Source organism: Pseudomonas sp. HY2-MNA-CIBAN-0224, from assembly GCF_040310285.1.
GTDB lineage: Bacteria > Pseudomonadota > Gammaproteobacteria > Pseudomonadales > Pseudomonadaceae > Aquipseudomonas > Aquipseudomonas helleri.
Window position 1 is genome coordinate 24,492 of sequence record NZ_JBEOPQ010000029.1, and the last position, 11,994, is coordinate 36,485.

Annotated in this window: 13 protein-coding genes; 6 read left to right on the forward strand and 7 right to left on the reverse strand. The window is 58.4% G+C overall.

Annotated elements, in window-relative coordinates; genetic code table 11:
- Positions 1–276: 276 nt before the first annotated feature.
- Together htpX and AAEZ03_RS14660 are read left to right on the forward strand one after the other, a co-directional pair.
- On the forward strand, positions 277–1,164 hold the full coding sequence (htpX, locus tag AAEZ03_RS14655) for a protease HtpX (RefSeq protein ID WP_048391298.1): 888 nt from the start codon (positions 277–279) through the stop codon (positions 1,162–1,164).
- A gap of 192 nt (positions 1,165–1,356) precedes the next feature.
- Positions 1,357–2,124, forward strand: a complete 768-nt coding sequence (locus AAEZ03_RS14660) for a DODA-type extradiol aromatic ring-opening family dioxygenase (RefSeq protein ID WP_350579551.1) — start codon at positions 1,357–1,359, stop codon at positions 2,122–2,124.
- A gap of 201 nt (positions 2,125–2,325) precedes the next feature.
- Here the strand turns inward: AAEZ03_RS14660 and AAEZ03_RS14665 are convergent, their stop codons facing one another.
- Positions 2,326–3,996: a DEAD/DEAH box helicase gene (locus AAEZ03_RS14665; RefSeq protein WP_048368742.1), complete on the reverse strand. Its 1,671-nt coding sequence runs from the start codon at positions 3,994–3,996 to the stop codon at positions 2,326–2,328.
- Positions 3,997–4,367: 371 nt separating this feature from the next.
- On the reverse strand, positions 4,368–5,123 hold the full coding sequence (locus AAEZ03_RS14670) for a spermidine synthase (protein WP_153334199.1): 756 nt from the start codon (positions 5,121–5,123) through the stop codon (positions 4,368–4,370).
- A 157-nt stretch (positions 5,124–5,280) separates the two neighbouring features.
- Between AAEZ03_RS14670 and AAEZ03_RS14675 the strand changes: the two genes are divergently transcribed.
- Positions 5,281–6,627 carry a class II 3-deoxy-7-phosphoheptulonate synthase gene (locus AAEZ03_RS14675; protein WP_048368744.1) on the forward strand — a complete coding sequence of 449 codons (1,347 nt, stop codon included), beginning with the start codon at positions 5,281–5,283 and terminating at the stop codon, positions 6,625–6,627.
- 106 nt (positions 6,628–6,733) lie between these two features.
- Here the strand turns inward: AAEZ03_RS14675 and AAEZ03_RS14680 are convergent, their stop codons facing one another.
- The gene (locus AAEZ03_RS14680) at positions 6,734–6,913 is read right to left on the reverse strand and encodes a DUF1127 domain-containing protein (RefSeq protein WP_350579554.1); all 180 of its coding nucleotides are present in this window, start codon (positions 6,911–6,913) and stop codon (positions 6,734–6,736) included.
- A 95-nt stretch (positions 6,914–7,008) separates the two neighbouring features.
- Between AAEZ03_RS14680 and AAEZ03_RS14685 the strand changes: the two genes are divergently transcribed.
- Positions 7,009–7,866, forward strand: coding sequence for a LysR family transcriptional regulator (locus tag AAEZ03_RS14685; protein ID WP_123750220.1), 858 nt, complete (start codon positions 7,009–7,011; stop codon positions 7,864–7,866).
- Here AAEZ03_RS14685 and AAEZ03_RS14690 read toward each other — a convergent pair.
- The 3 genes from AAEZ03_RS14690 to earP form a co-directional block, all read right to left on the reverse strand.
- Positions 7,856–8,608 carry a sulfite exporter TauE/SafE family protein gene (locus tag AAEZ03_RS14690; protein WP_350579556.1) on the reverse strand — a complete coding sequence of 251 codons (753 nt, stop codon included), beginning with the start codon at positions 8,606–8,608 and terminating at the stop codon, positions 7,856–7,858. The two genes, AAEZ03_RS14685 and AAEZ03_RS14690, sit on opposite strands and share 11 nt — an antisense overlap.
- Before the next feature lie 140 nt (positions 8,609–8,748).
- On the reverse strand, positions 8,749–9,318 hold the full coding sequence (locus AAEZ03_RS14695) for an elongation factor P (RefSeq protein ID WP_048368748.1): 570 nt from the start codon (positions 9,316–9,318) through the stop codon (positions 8,749–8,751).
- 49 nt (positions 9,319–9,367) lie between these two features.
- On the reverse strand, positions 9,368–10,501 hold the full coding sequence (earP, locus tag AAEZ03_RS14700) for an elongation factor P maturation arginine rhamnosyltransferase EarP (protein WP_350579559.1): 1,134 nt from the start codon (positions 10,499–10,501) through the stop codon (positions 9,368–9,370).
- Positions 10,502–10,606: 105 nt separating this feature from the next.
- Between earP and AAEZ03_RS14705 the strand changes: the two genes are divergently transcribed.
- Positions 10,607–11,089 (forward strand): GreA/GreB family elongation factor, encoded by a 483-nt coding sequence (locus AAEZ03_RS14705; RefSeq protein WP_153390606.1) that lies wholly within the window; start codon positions 10,607–10,609, stop codon positions 11,087–11,089.
- Positions 11,090–11,099: 10 nt separating this feature from the next.
- Here AAEZ03_RS14705 and AAEZ03_RS14710 read toward each other — a convergent pair whose 3' ends face one another.
- Positions 11,100–11,351, reverse strand: coding sequence for a hypothetical protein (locus tag AAEZ03_RS14710; RefSeq protein ID WP_048368751.1), 252 nt, complete (start codon positions 11,349–11,351; stop codon positions 11,100–11,102).
- Between the two features lie 178 nt (positions 11,352–11,529).
- On the opposite strand from AAEZ03_RS14710, the gene AAEZ03_RS14715 reads away from it, so the two are divergent.
- Positions 11,530–11,850 carry an ElaB/YgaM/YqjD family protein gene (locus AAEZ03_RS14715; RefSeq protein WP_048368752.1) on the forward strand — a complete coding sequence of 107 codons (321 nt, stop codon included), beginning with the start codon at positions 11,530–11,532 and terminating at the stop codon, positions 11,848–11,850.
- Positions 11,851–11,994 lie beyond the last annotated feature (144 nt).

The window sequence follows — 11,994 nt, forward strand, 5'->3', positions numbered from 1 at the left end:
AGCATGTGTCCACTGAAAGAATCTTCATTTGTTAGCTTTCCCGACTTTTCCTGCACACCCGAAAAACCCAAAACCTGGCAAGGCCTTTAATTTATTGGCTTTGAGCCTGACTTTTGCCTGAATAAAGGGTCCATTCATATTAGGAAATATCTGGCGCCGCGCTCAATTCGACCTGTAGGACACAGTTTGAAATAGTCACTTGGTTGAATAGCCTGAGGCAGCACCTTATATACCCGCATGCGGCAACACCCTTAAGACGAGGAGATTCTTACAACCATGATGCGCATTCTGCTGTTTTTGGCCACTAACCTGGCGGTCGTGCTGATTGCCAGCATCACCCTGAGCCTGTTCGGCTTTAACGGGTTCATGGCGGCCAACGGGGTTGATCTGAACCTCAATCAGCTGTTGGTGTTCTGTGCGGTCTTTGGTTTTGCAGGGTCTTTGTTCTCGCTGTTCATTTCCAAATGGATGGCGAAAATGAGCACCAGCACCCAGGTGATCACTCAACCTCGTACACGCCACGAACAATGGCTGATGCAAACCGTTGAACAACTGTCCCGCGAAGCCGGGATCAAAATGCCTGAAGTGGGGATTTTCCCGGCTTACGAGGCCAACGCGTTTGCCACCGGCTGGAATAAAAATGATGCGCTGGTAGCGGTTAGCCAGGGCTTGCTTGAACGTTTTTCGCCCGATGAAGTGAAAGCCGTACTGGCTCACGAAATCGGCCACGTCGCCAATGGCGACATGGTGACCCTGGCCTTGGTGCAAGGCGTGGTGAACACCTTTGTGATGTTCTTTGCCCGCATCATCGGCAATTTCGTCGATAAAGTGATCTTCAAGAACGATGAAGGCCGTGGCATTGCCTACTATGTCGCGACCATTTTCGCGGAGCTGGTACTGGGCTTCCTGGCCAGCGCCATCGTGATGTGGTTCTCGCGCCGACGCGAGTTCCGGGCTGACGAAGCCGGTGCTCATCTGGCCGGGACTGGCGCCATGATCAGCGCCCTGCAGCGCCTGCGCTCCGAGCAAGGCCTGCCGGTGCACATGCCGGACACCTTGTCTGCCTTTGGTATCAATGGCGGCTTGAAGCAAGGCCTGGCGCGGATGTTCATGAGCCACCCGCCTCTGGAAGAACGTATCGACGCACTGCGTCGTCGCGGCTAACCGCTACGGGCTTACTCAAAAGGGCGACTTCGGTCGCCCTTTTTTGTGCCTGCTGTTCGGATATTGCCGACACGCCTGCTTCAGGGCGCTGAACCAACCTTTAAATTCGATAGATAAGCACTAAAACTTATATTGGATTTAGATCAATGATCAGGCTGAAGATGGCGCATCCAAACCTTGAGGACCCTCACCATGCTGCCTAGCCTGTACATCTCACACGGCTCTCCGATGCTGGCACTGGAACCCGGTGAAAGTGGCCCGGCCTTGAAGCGCCTCGCCGCGCAATTTGCAAAGCCCAAGGCCATCGTGCTGCTTTCGGCTCACTGGGAAAGCGCCGACCTGCGGGTTGCCAGCCACCCGGCGCCAGAGACCTGGCATGACTTTGGTGGCTTCCCACGTGCGCTGTACGCTGTGCAATACCCGGCGCCGGGCGATCCCGCGCTGGCCGCACGGATCGTGCAACTACTGGCCACACACAGCCTGCCCGCGCAACTGGATGCCAAACGCCCTTTCGACCATGGCGCCTGGGTGCCGTTGTCATTGATGTATCCGGCAGCCGACATTCCCGTGGTGCAGGTGTCGCTGCCCAGCCAACTGGGCCCTGCGGGCTTGCATGAAGTGGGTCAGGCGCTGGCAAGCTTGCGCAGCGAGGGGATCTTGATCATTGGTTCCGGCAGCATCACCCACAACCTGCGCGAGCTGGACTGGCAGGCGGGCCCGGAAAGCGTCGAACCATGGGCCAAAGCGTTTCGTGACTGGATGATTGAAAAGCTCGCCGCCGACGATGTGGCAGCTTTGCACCAGTACCGGCAACAGGCGCCGTTCGCCGCCAAAAACCACCCGAGCGATGAACACCTGTTGCCGCTGTACTTTGCCCGGGGCGCGGGCGGCCCGTTTAGCATTGCGCATCAGGGCTGGACCTTGGGCGCACTGGGGATGGACATCTACCGGTTTGGATAATGATGCGCCAAACCTCTGTGGGAGCGGGCTTGCTCGCGATGCAAACAACTCGGTACATCAGTTGCACCTAGTCGATCCAATCGCGAGCAAGCCCGCTCCCACTCCCCTGATCGAGGGATCAATCGCACCTTTAACCGCAGGCAAAAAAAATCCCCGAACCAGTCGGGGATTTTTTTAGTGATCAATCACAGCACGCTGTGATTAATCTTCGCGGTAGCGACGCAGCTTCAACTGCTTGCCAGCGACACGAGTGTCTTTAAGCTTGGCCAGCAGTTTTTCCAGGCCTTCTTCCGGCAGTTCTACCAGGCTGAAGCTATCACGCACTTGAATGCGACCGATGGCTTCACGTGCCAGGCCACCCTCGTTGAGGATAGCGCCCAGCAGGTTCTTGGCAGCGATACCATCACGCGCACCCAGCGCGGTACGGCAACGAGCACGGCCCTCAGCCAATGGAGCCGGAGCACGACGCTCGCGATCACCACGGTCTGGACGGTCGCCACTGCGCTCCGAACGCTCACGTGGAGCACTGTTCGGCACCAGTGGGCGCTCACGCTCGATAGCTGCCAGGGTCAGAGCCTGACCATTGGTGGCTTTGCGCAACAGAGCAGCGGCCAGAGCACGTGGGCTGCAACCGATATCGGCAGTCAGACGATCCAGCAGGTCGCCGTGAGTCGATTCAGCATCAGCAACCAGTGGCGCCAGGCTGTTGGTCAGTTTCTTGATGCGCGCATCAAGCACTGCCTGAGCATCCGGCAGGCGGACCTCAGCAACCTTTTGACCGGTTACACGCTCGATCACTTGCAGCATGCGGCGCTCACGTGGAGTCACCAGCAACAGTGCACGACCTTCGCGACCGGCACGGCCAGTACGGCCGATACGGTGAACGTAGGACTCTGGATCGTAAGGCATGTCAACGTTGAACACGTGGGTGATACGCGGAACGTCAAGGCCACGAGCGGCTACGTCGGTCGCCACAACGATGTCCAGACGGCCATCTTTGAGGGAGTCGATAACGCGCTCACGCTGGTTCTGGGCAATGTCACCGTTCAGCGCAGCGGCTTTGTAGCCTTTGGCTTCCAGGGCGCTGGCCAGGTCCAGGGTAGCTTGCTTGGTACGCACGAACATGATCAGCGCGTCGAAGTCTTCAACTTCCAGCAGGCTCAATACAGCCGAAGTCTTCTGGTCAGCGTGAACCAACAGGTGAGCCTGTTCGATCGCGGTAACGGTCTGAGTCTTGGTCTGGATTTTAACGTGCTGCGGGTCACGCAGGTGACGCTCGGCAATGGCACGGATCGACTGCGGCAAGGTAGCCGAGAACAATACGGTCTGACGGGTAGCAGGCAAAGCCTTGAAGATCACCTCAAGGTCATCCATGAAGCCCAGCTTGAGCATTTCGTCAGCTTCGTCGAGAACCAGGTGGTTCACGGTCGCCAATACTTTTTCGTCGCGACGCAGGTGGTCGCACAGGCGGCCCGGAGTGGCGACAACGATTTGCGCGCCATTACGGATTGCTTTCAGTTGTGGGCCCATGGGCGCGCCGCCGTAAACGGCCACAACGTTAACGCTAGGCATTTGCTTGGCGTAGGTTTCGAAAGCGGTTGCTACTTGCAGCGCCAACTCACGGGTTGGCGCCAGGATCAGGGCTTGCGGTTCGCGCTTTGCAGGATCGATGCGATTGAGGATAGGCAGGGCAAAGGCGGCGGTTTTACCCGTACCGGTTTGTGCCTGACCAATCATGTCGTGACCGGCCAAAATGATCGGGATCGATTGCTGCTGAATAGCCGAAGGCTCTTCGTAGCCAGTCGCGATGACGGCTGCAAGAATGTTCGGGTTAAGATCAAAAGCGGCGAAGCCGCCGGTTTCCTGGGTCATGGGTCTGCCTCTAAGTGCATCCGCAAAGACCCATGCTCCAAAGCTGCGCATGCCGTGTAAGACTACAAGAGTCGCCCTGGCTGCTTTGTCGGCGGGGATTTGCGAAAACGTTAAATGAATGGAGCGTTCAGGGTAGTCCGCGAAACGGACGAGCAGCCGAAGCGTACTTCGGGAAGTGCAACACCTAAACGTGGCCCGGCTAAAGGCCGGCGCGCACTATACCGGATTTATCACAAAAAAAAAGCGCTTTTTTAACAGTCGATCGTCTGCAAGCCTCTGTAGACCGGGCTTTTGCGATAATTTGGGCTTCGCAAAACGGGGCGTGGCCCGGCAATTACGGGCCTGTCGCTAAAACGATTCACCGTGGCGCTTCAGGTCGCAGGGCGAATGGCTTTGATCAACGCTTCGAGCGAATAGCCCAAACGCGGCGCCAGCGCCTGTGCGCGAGCGGTCAGTGCGCCGATGTCGAGCGCCTGATCCAGATCGCCGGGCACCAGCAAGATGACGTTGCCTTCTTTGACCGGCAGCTCCCAATAGTGACGATGGAACAAGCCCCGCAACAAGGCGGCGCCCAGCGGTTTACCGTCGTCGGTGGCCCACTGGTTGATCACCAGCCAGCCGTTGGGCTGGAGTTTTTTCTGGCAGCTTTCCAGGAACGTCCAGGCTAAATGACCAGGCGCCGGCCCCAGGTCGTTGTAAAGGTCGACGAAAATCAGGTCGGCGGGCTCGGCGCTGGGCAAGAGCTCCACCGCGTCGCCAATGCGAATGTACAGCCGCGGGTCGTCGTCCAGCCCCAAGTGCTCAATGGCCAGGCGCGGTACATCCGGGCGCAGTTCAATGGCTTCGACGTCTTCCAGAGGCAAAAACTTGAGGCAGGCCTGAGTCAGCGTCCCGGCACCCAACCCCAGAAACAGGGCGCTCTCTGGCGCTTCATGGCACAAGGCACCAATCAGCATGGCGCGGGTGTAGTCGTATTCCAGCCAGCTGGGGTCCGTGGTGAACACGCAGCTCTGCTCGATCGCATCGCCAAATTCGAGGAAGCGGTAGTCTTCCACTTCAAACACTCGAATCATGCCGAAGTCATCATGGACTTCAGCGAGCAGGCGCTCTATGCGCTCCTCAGACATTGCCTCTCCTCGCCGCGCCCGGCACACACGGCCAGCGCGCTAAAAACCACCACTCGATGCCGAGCGCAAAGGCACGATTGTCGGCCATTGCAACGCAACAGGTCACGCACTAATTGCTGCTAACATGCGCCATCCCCTTTCGACACTAGAGTCTGCGATGAGCCAACCCTGGAGCCCTGACAGCTGGCGCGCCCTGCCGATCCAGCAACAACCCCACTACCCTGACGCGGCCCACTTGTTGCGGGTCGAGCAAAGCCTGGCGAGTTACCCGCCGCTGGTGTTTGCCGGAGAAGCCCGCGAACTGCGCCGTCAGTTTGCCGAGGTCACCCAAGGTCGGGCGTTTCTGTTGCAGGGTGGCGATTGCGCTGAAAGTTTTGCAGAGTTTTCGGCAGCCAAGATTCGCGACACCTTTAAGGTGCTGCTGCAAATGGCCATTGTCATGACCTTCGCGGCGGGCTGCCCGGTGGTCAAAGTCGGGCGCATGGCGGGCCAGTTCGCCAAGCCGCGCTCGGCCAACGATGAAACCATCAACGGCGTCACGCTGCCGGCGTATCGCGGCGACATCGTCAACGGTATCGGTTTCGACGAAAAAAGCCGCGTGCCCGATCCAGAGCGCCTGTTGCAGTCGTATCACCAGTCCACCGCAACCCTGAACCTGCTGCGCGCCTTCGCCCAAGGCGGTTTTGCCGACCTGCACCAGGTGCACAAGTGGAACCTGGACTTTATCGCCAACTCGGCGCTGGCAGAAAAGTACAGCCAACTGGCCGACCGCATCGACGAAACCCTGGCCTTCATGCGCGCCTGCGGCATGGACAGCTCGCCGCAACTGCGTGAAACCAGCTTCTTCACCGCCCATGAAGCGCTGTTGCTGAACTACGAAGAAGCCTTTGTGCGCCGCGACAGCCTGACCAACGATTACTACGATTGCTCGGCACACATGCTGTGGATTGGCGACCGTACCCGCCAGCTGGACGGTGCCCACGTCGAGTTTTTGCGCGGCGTGAATAACCCGATCGGGGTCAAGGTCGGCCCGACCATGAACACCGAGGAATTGATCCGCCTGATCGACATCCTCAACCCCGACAACGATCCGGGCCGTCTTAACCTGATCGTGCGCATGGGCGCCAACAAGGTCGGCGACCATTTGCCGCAACTGATCCGCGCCGTCGAAGGCGAGGGCAAAAAAGTGCTGTGGAGTTGCGACCCGATGCACGCCAACACCATCAAGGCCAGCAGCGGCTACAAGACCCGCGACTTCGCGCAGATCCTTGGCGAAGTGAAGCAGTTCTTCCAGGTCCACGAAGCCGAAGGCAGCTACGCCGGCGGGATTCACATCGAAATGACCGGGCAAAACGTCACCGAGTGCATTGGCGGCGCCAATCCGATCACCGAAGACAGCCTGTCAGATCGCTATCACACCCACTGCGACCCGCGCATGAACGCCGATCAGTCGCTGGAACTGGCGTTCCTGATTGCCGAAACCTTGAAGCAGGTTAAGCGCTAAAAACCGTACGAGGCAGGTTGTTCGCGATGCAGACGACTCTATTTTTCAGCTAAATCGAGTGGATGACATCGCGAGCAAGCCCGCTCCCACAAGGCCCTGCTCTAACTCACTTCTTCAACGGATCATCCCAAAACGGGCGATAGCTTTCGGTTTCGATGTCTGCCCGGCTCAAGCCCAAATCCTTGAGCCCCGCATCGCTGATTCGCCGCAGCGCCGCGCGCTCGCGGGACAGTTGATACCAACGCGCAATGCGCGCCAGCCATGTATTTTCTTTTAGACCTTTCATCACCTGGACCTCCTGGGGGATGGCTCAAGTCTCTGCCCAGGCATAAGATCAATCCAACGAATGTTTCTTATGCGACCCATCTGCGAGATTGATGAATGGCCGGTTTTCCGAGTATCGACACTGACTTGCTGCGCACTTTCGCTGCGATTGCCGATCACGGCGGTTTTACCCGTGCCGCAGAAGCGGTCAATCGCACGCAATCGGCGGTGAGCATGCAAATGAAGCGCCTGGAAGAGGACGTGCTGCACTGCACGCTGTTCCAGCGCGATGGCCGTACAGTCAGCCTCACGCCAGAAGGTCAGGTGCTGCTGGGGTATGCGCGGCGCATCCTCAAGCTGCACAGTGAAGTATTCAATACGCTGAGCCTGCCAAAAATGGTCGGCACCGTGAAAATAGGCTCGCCGGACGATTACGTCATGCGTTTTTTACCCGGCATCCTGTCGCGCTTTGCCCAGGACTATCCGCTGATCAACGTCGAGGTGCATTGCGAGCCATCCGTGCTGCTGTTACAGCGCAATGATCTGGACCTGACCATTGTGACCCGCGAGCCCGGCAAGGAGACCGGGCAGATTCTGCGTCAGGAGCGCTTTGTGTGGATGGTCGCCGAAGGCTTCGCCCCCCACGAACGCACGCCCATGCCACTGGCCATGTTCAATACCGACTGTTTTTGCAGTACTTGGGCGTGCAATGCTCTGGACCTGGCGCAGCGCGAGTACCGGATTGCCTACACCAGCGCCAGCCTGTCGGCGATCAACGCAGTGGTGAGCACCGGGCTAGCGGTGACGGCCCAGTTGCAAAGCCTGCTGCCCGCGGACTTGCGCATCATTGGCGAGGCAGAAAACCTGCCCCAGTTGCCGTCTGCCAGCATCGTGCTGCTGCGCAAACACAACAGCGCGGCCTCGCCGATCATTGAGTGCTTTGCCGAGTACATCGTCGAAGGCTTTAAGCTTTAATCGCCAGCAACGCCGCACACAGCAGCAAAAAGGCGCAGTACATTCCCCGCAGCATGCGCTCCGGCAGCGCATGCGCCACCTTGACACCCCAACTGATGCTCAGCAGGCCGCCGATGGCCATGGGGATGCCCATCAACCAGCTCACTTCGTCGTGCACCGCGTAGGTCAGCAATGTGACCGCCGTGCTGGGCGCCGCCAGCGCCAGCGACAAACCTTGGGCCATCACTTGCGTGGTGCCAAACACGCTGGTCAGCACCGGGGCCGCGACCACCGCACCGCCGACCCCAAACAGCCCGCCCGTGGTGCCTGCCAACGCGCCGAGCACCCCGTACCAGGGCCAGCCATAGCGCGAACCGGCCACCGGTTGCGCGGGCGAGCTATAGAGCTTGATCAGGTTGTACAGGGTGATGCACAGCAAAAAGACGATAAAGCCCCAGCGAATCAGCCGCGCATCGACGCCAACCGCGAGCATTGCGCCCAGCCAGGCAAAACAAAAACTCATCAACACCAGCGGCAACGCCTGGCGCAGGTCAATTTTGTTGCGTTGGTTGTAGCGGTACAGCGCCAGAAACACGTTCGGGACCGACATCACCAGCGCGGTGCCCTGGGCGATTTGCTGGTCCAGACCAAACCACAAACCCAACACCGGGATCGCGATCAAGCCGCCACCGATCCCGAACAACCCGCCCAGCGCCCCCAGGGCAAGGCCCAGGGCTGTATACATTGCAAAATCTATAAACATCACCGCCCCTCAATCAGAGCGGCCATGCTAACCAGTCACTGGCAGGGGGCAAAGCTTAAAACCGCACCTTAAGCGTAATTTCATGAATAAAAAAACCCGACGTTAAAGTCGGGTTTTTTATCGTGCGGTTTACGCCAGAATTACTTGGCGCGGCCCTTGTAGGAACCACCTTCACGGGTATCGATCTCGATCATGTCGCCGATTTCGATAAAGTCAGCAACGCTCAGCTCGGTGCCGTTTTTCAGTTTGGCAGGCTTCATCACCTTGCCCGAAGTGTCGCCGCGAGCGGAACCTTCGGTGTAGTCAACCTGACGCACGATAGTGGTCGGCAGCTCTACGGAAACCAGACGCTCTTCGAAGAATACGGCTTCGCAAACGTCGGTCATGCCTTCTTCAACGAATGGCAGAACGGCTTCGATGTCTTCAGCGTTCAGCTCGTACATGGTGTAGTCAGTGGTGTCCATGAACGTGTAGGTGTCGCCGCTGATGAAGGACAGGGTCGCTTCTTTGCGATCCAGGATCACGTCATCCAGCTTGTCGTCAGCGCTGTATACGGTTTCAGTCTTGTAACCAGTCAGCAGGTTCTTCAGCTTGGTCTTCATGATTGCGCTGTTACGACCAGACTTGGTGAACTCAGCTTTCTGAACCAGCCAAGGGTCGTTGTCGATACGAATCACTGTACCGGGTTTAAGCTCTTTACCAGTTTTCATTACGAGTATCCGAATTTGGATTGAGATTTACAAAAATCTAGGCCGCGTATCATATCCAATTTCTATAAAACAGTACTAGCGCTTGCGCAAGATCAGCCTGCAATGACTGCTCCAGACACCATTTCTCGGCGTGTTCGGAGATTTCTGACCAGTGTTCCTGCACGCCATTCCAGCTCGGCGCCATGTCTGAGCCGGCATTCCAGGCATGCCACAGGCCGGTAAAGGCTAGCGCGGCAGCGGGCGACAGGCCTTTGATGTACAGCGCCAGAAACGCATTGAGTTTGATCCAGTGCGCGTCTTCTTCCTGCTCGTAGATGTGCCACAGCAGCGGGCGCCCTGCCCACTGCGCGCGGACAAACGAGTCTTCGCCGCGCACGGCGTTGAAGTCACAGCTCCAGAGCAGGCGGTCGTAATCTTGCTGTCGGACGAACGGCAACGCTTGCACGGTCAATGACCCGCGCTGCTCAACACGCCCCAGCGCCAGCGCGTCGATTTCAAGCCAACGCAACAGGTCGCCCATGATTCGCCCTTGCGGCACGAGCAGGTGAATGGCCGTAGTCCCCGACGCCATGGCGTCCAGCCAACTGGCCAGCCCGGTGTTTTCGTAGGCAAACAGGGAGATCAGGCGGGCGTTGTCCGCCGCCACAACGCCCAGGCTTTGCAAAAAGCCCTGCTTGGCGTGCGGGTCTTGCTCAAAAGCACGGCGTCGGGTCAGCAAGTCAGCTTCGCGCAGCAAACCGCCCGTCCCGGCTTCAAAGCCCGGAAAGAAGAACGTGCGCTTCAAGCCATCCGGCCGCAGGGACGCCAGACCGTGGCAACCACTGACCCAGTCTTCAGCACTTAAATATTCGAGGTTGAGCCACAGCACCGGGGTTTGCCGGGCTTTTATGGCCTGTAGATAGTCGTCGGGCAAGGTGCAGGCGAAGGCCTCGATCACCACGTCGGCGGCCTCTACCGGTTGCCAGTCCTTGGGCCACAGACGCACGTCAACGCCCTGCTGCCACTGCTGGGCAGCGCTGGCATCGGCCTCAGGGCACAGCGGCACAAAGGCCTGCAAATCATCGACCCACAGCCGCACCGGCACCTGATGCTCGGCCACCAGTTGTCGGGCCAAACGCCAGGTCACACCAATGTCGCCGTAGTTATCGACCACACTGCAAAAAATATCCCAGGAGGCTTTCATTCCGGGCTCCACCAGTTAAAGGGCTGATTGTCTGCGCAAATCAGCGTGTACAGAAGGCTTGGGCCAAGGCGACAATCGCCGCTCGTTTCCCTTCAAGCCGCCTTTATGAACAAGACCGCCGTGTACCAGCAGATGCTGGAAAAACTCGCCATCGACCTCGACGTGCTCCAGCGGGCGGCGCAAACCGCTTATGAAGCCGCGACCCACGAAGAAAACATCGCCGAAAACAAATACGACACCCTCGGCCTTGAAGCCTCGTACCTGGCCACCGGCCAAGCGCGCCGGGTCGAGGAAATCCGTCAGGCACTGAAACACTGCCAGGCCATGACCCTGGCGCCGTTTGATCCCGCTCACGGGGTTCAGTTGGGCGCGCTGGTCAAGCTGGAAGCTGACAACGGCAGTGAACAGTGGCTGTTCCTGGCCCCGGACGCGGCCGGGCTCAAGCTTGCCCTTGAAGGCCAGAGCGTTACCGTGATCACCCCGCGTGCACCGCTGGGCGCGGCCTTGATCGGCAAGCAGGTGGACGATGAGGTGCAGATCAAGGTCGGCGGTGCAGCACAGGGGTTTATTGTCTGCGAGGTTGATTAGCGCATGCGTATTACTTGGCGGCCATCAGGCGGTTGACTTCACTGCGCACCATGTTGGCGTATTCGGGCGGCGACATGGCGTCCAGCTCTGAACGGACCCATTCTGCCCATTTACCCTTGCGTTTGGCGCGCTCCCCAAACAGGCGGGCTGCATCGCCTTTGGCTTTGCCCAGGTTGCTTTGCCACAGTTCGTACAGACGGGACTTTTCATCCTCAAGCGCAGCACGCTCGGCGAGTGACTTATTGGCGAGGTTGAAGCTCATGAGATTTTCCTGCTGCGTAAATTAGGCGACATCTTACACCCTCAAAAGAAGTGTCTCAGCCTGGATTTTTACTACGCTCACACCTCGGCTTCACAATGCGTTGAAAAATCGATGCAACTTTTTAGCATTGGGTTGACTCCATTAGTCATCACCCCATTCACCTGCAAGGAGTACCGCAATGGCTCGAAAAAATGCCGTACAAGCCGCTGAAGATCAGATCAAGGATCAAGCATTCAGCGAGCTTCAAGAATTGATCGCCGAATCTGACAAACTGCTCAAGGACAGCGCGTCGCTGGTAGGCGAAGAAGGCGAAACCCTGCGTGCACAGGTTGGCCTCAAGCTCAAGCAAGCCCTGGACTCGGTCAGCAACGTGCGTGAGCGCAGCAAGCCGGTGGTCGATGCCACCGAGAACTATATCGGTGGCCACCCATGGCAAACCGTAGCGATCTCGGCCGGTGTCGGCCTGGTGGTCGGCCTGCTGCTGGGCCGCCGCAACTGATCCAGCGCTAGCACGGTTACCAAAGCCCCGCGTTGTCATGACGCGGGGCTTTGTCGTTTAAAAATCAAAATTCTCGACATATTCAGTGACATCTCGCGCAGGCATTCCGGATACTTCACGCCATTCCACTCTTGCCAAAGAGAC

Excerpts from the sequence above, each read along its gene's own strand:
- htpX (WP_048391298.1), top strand. The coding sequence starts at position 277 with ATGATGCGCATTCTGCTGTTTTTGGCCACTAACCTGGCGGTCGTGCTG.
- AAEZ03_RS14660 (WP_350579551.1), top strand. The coding sequence starts at position 1,357 with ATGCTGCCTAGCCTGTACATCTCACACGGCTCTCCGATGCTGGCACTG.
- AAEZ03_RS14665 (WP_048368742.1), bottom strand. The coding sequence starts at position 3,996 with ATGACCCAGGAAACCGGCGGCTTCGCCGCTTTTGATCTTAACCCGAAC.
- AAEZ03_RS14670 (WP_153334199.1), bottom strand. The coding sequence starts at position 5,123 with ATGTCTGAGGAGCGCATAGAGCGCCTGCTCGCTGAAGTCCATGATGAC.
- AAEZ03_RS14675 (WP_048368744.1), top strand. The coding sequence starts at position 5,281 with ATGAGCCAACCCTGGAGCCCTGACAGCTGGCGCGCCCTGCCGATCCAG.
- AAEZ03_RS14680 (WP_350579554.1), bottom strand. The coding sequence starts at position 6,913 with ATGAAAGGTCTAAAAGAAAATACATGGCTGGCGCGCATTGCGCGTTGG.
- AAEZ03_RS14685 (WP_123750220.1), top strand. The coding sequence starts at position 7,009 with ATGGCCGGTTTTCCGAGTATCGACACTGACTTGCTGCGCACTTTCGCT.
- AAEZ03_RS14690 (WP_350579556.1), bottom strand. The coding sequence starts at position 8,608 with ATGTTTATAGATTTTGCAATGTATACAGCCCTGGGCCTTGCCCTGGGG.
- AAEZ03_RS14695 (WP_048368748.1), bottom strand. The coding sequence starts at position 9,318 with ATGAAAACTGGTAAAGAGCTTAAACCCGGTACAGTGATTCGTATCGAC.
- earP (WP_350579559.1), bottom strand. The coding sequence starts at position 10,501 with ATGAAAGCCTCCTGGGATATTTTTTGCAGTGTGGTCGATAACTACGGC.
- AAEZ03_RS14705 (WP_153390606.1), top strand. The coding sequence starts at position 10,607 with ATGAACAAGACCGCCGTGTACCAGCAGATGCTGGAAAAACTCGCCATC.
- AAEZ03_RS14710 (WP_048368751.1), bottom strand. The coding sequence starts at position 11,351 with ATGAGCTTCAACCTCGCCAATAAGTCACTCGCCGAGCGTGCTGCGCTT.
- AAEZ03_RS14715 (WP_048368752.1), top strand. The coding sequence starts at position 11,530 with ATGGCTCGAAAAAATGCCGTACAAGCCGCTGAAGATCAGATCAAGGAT.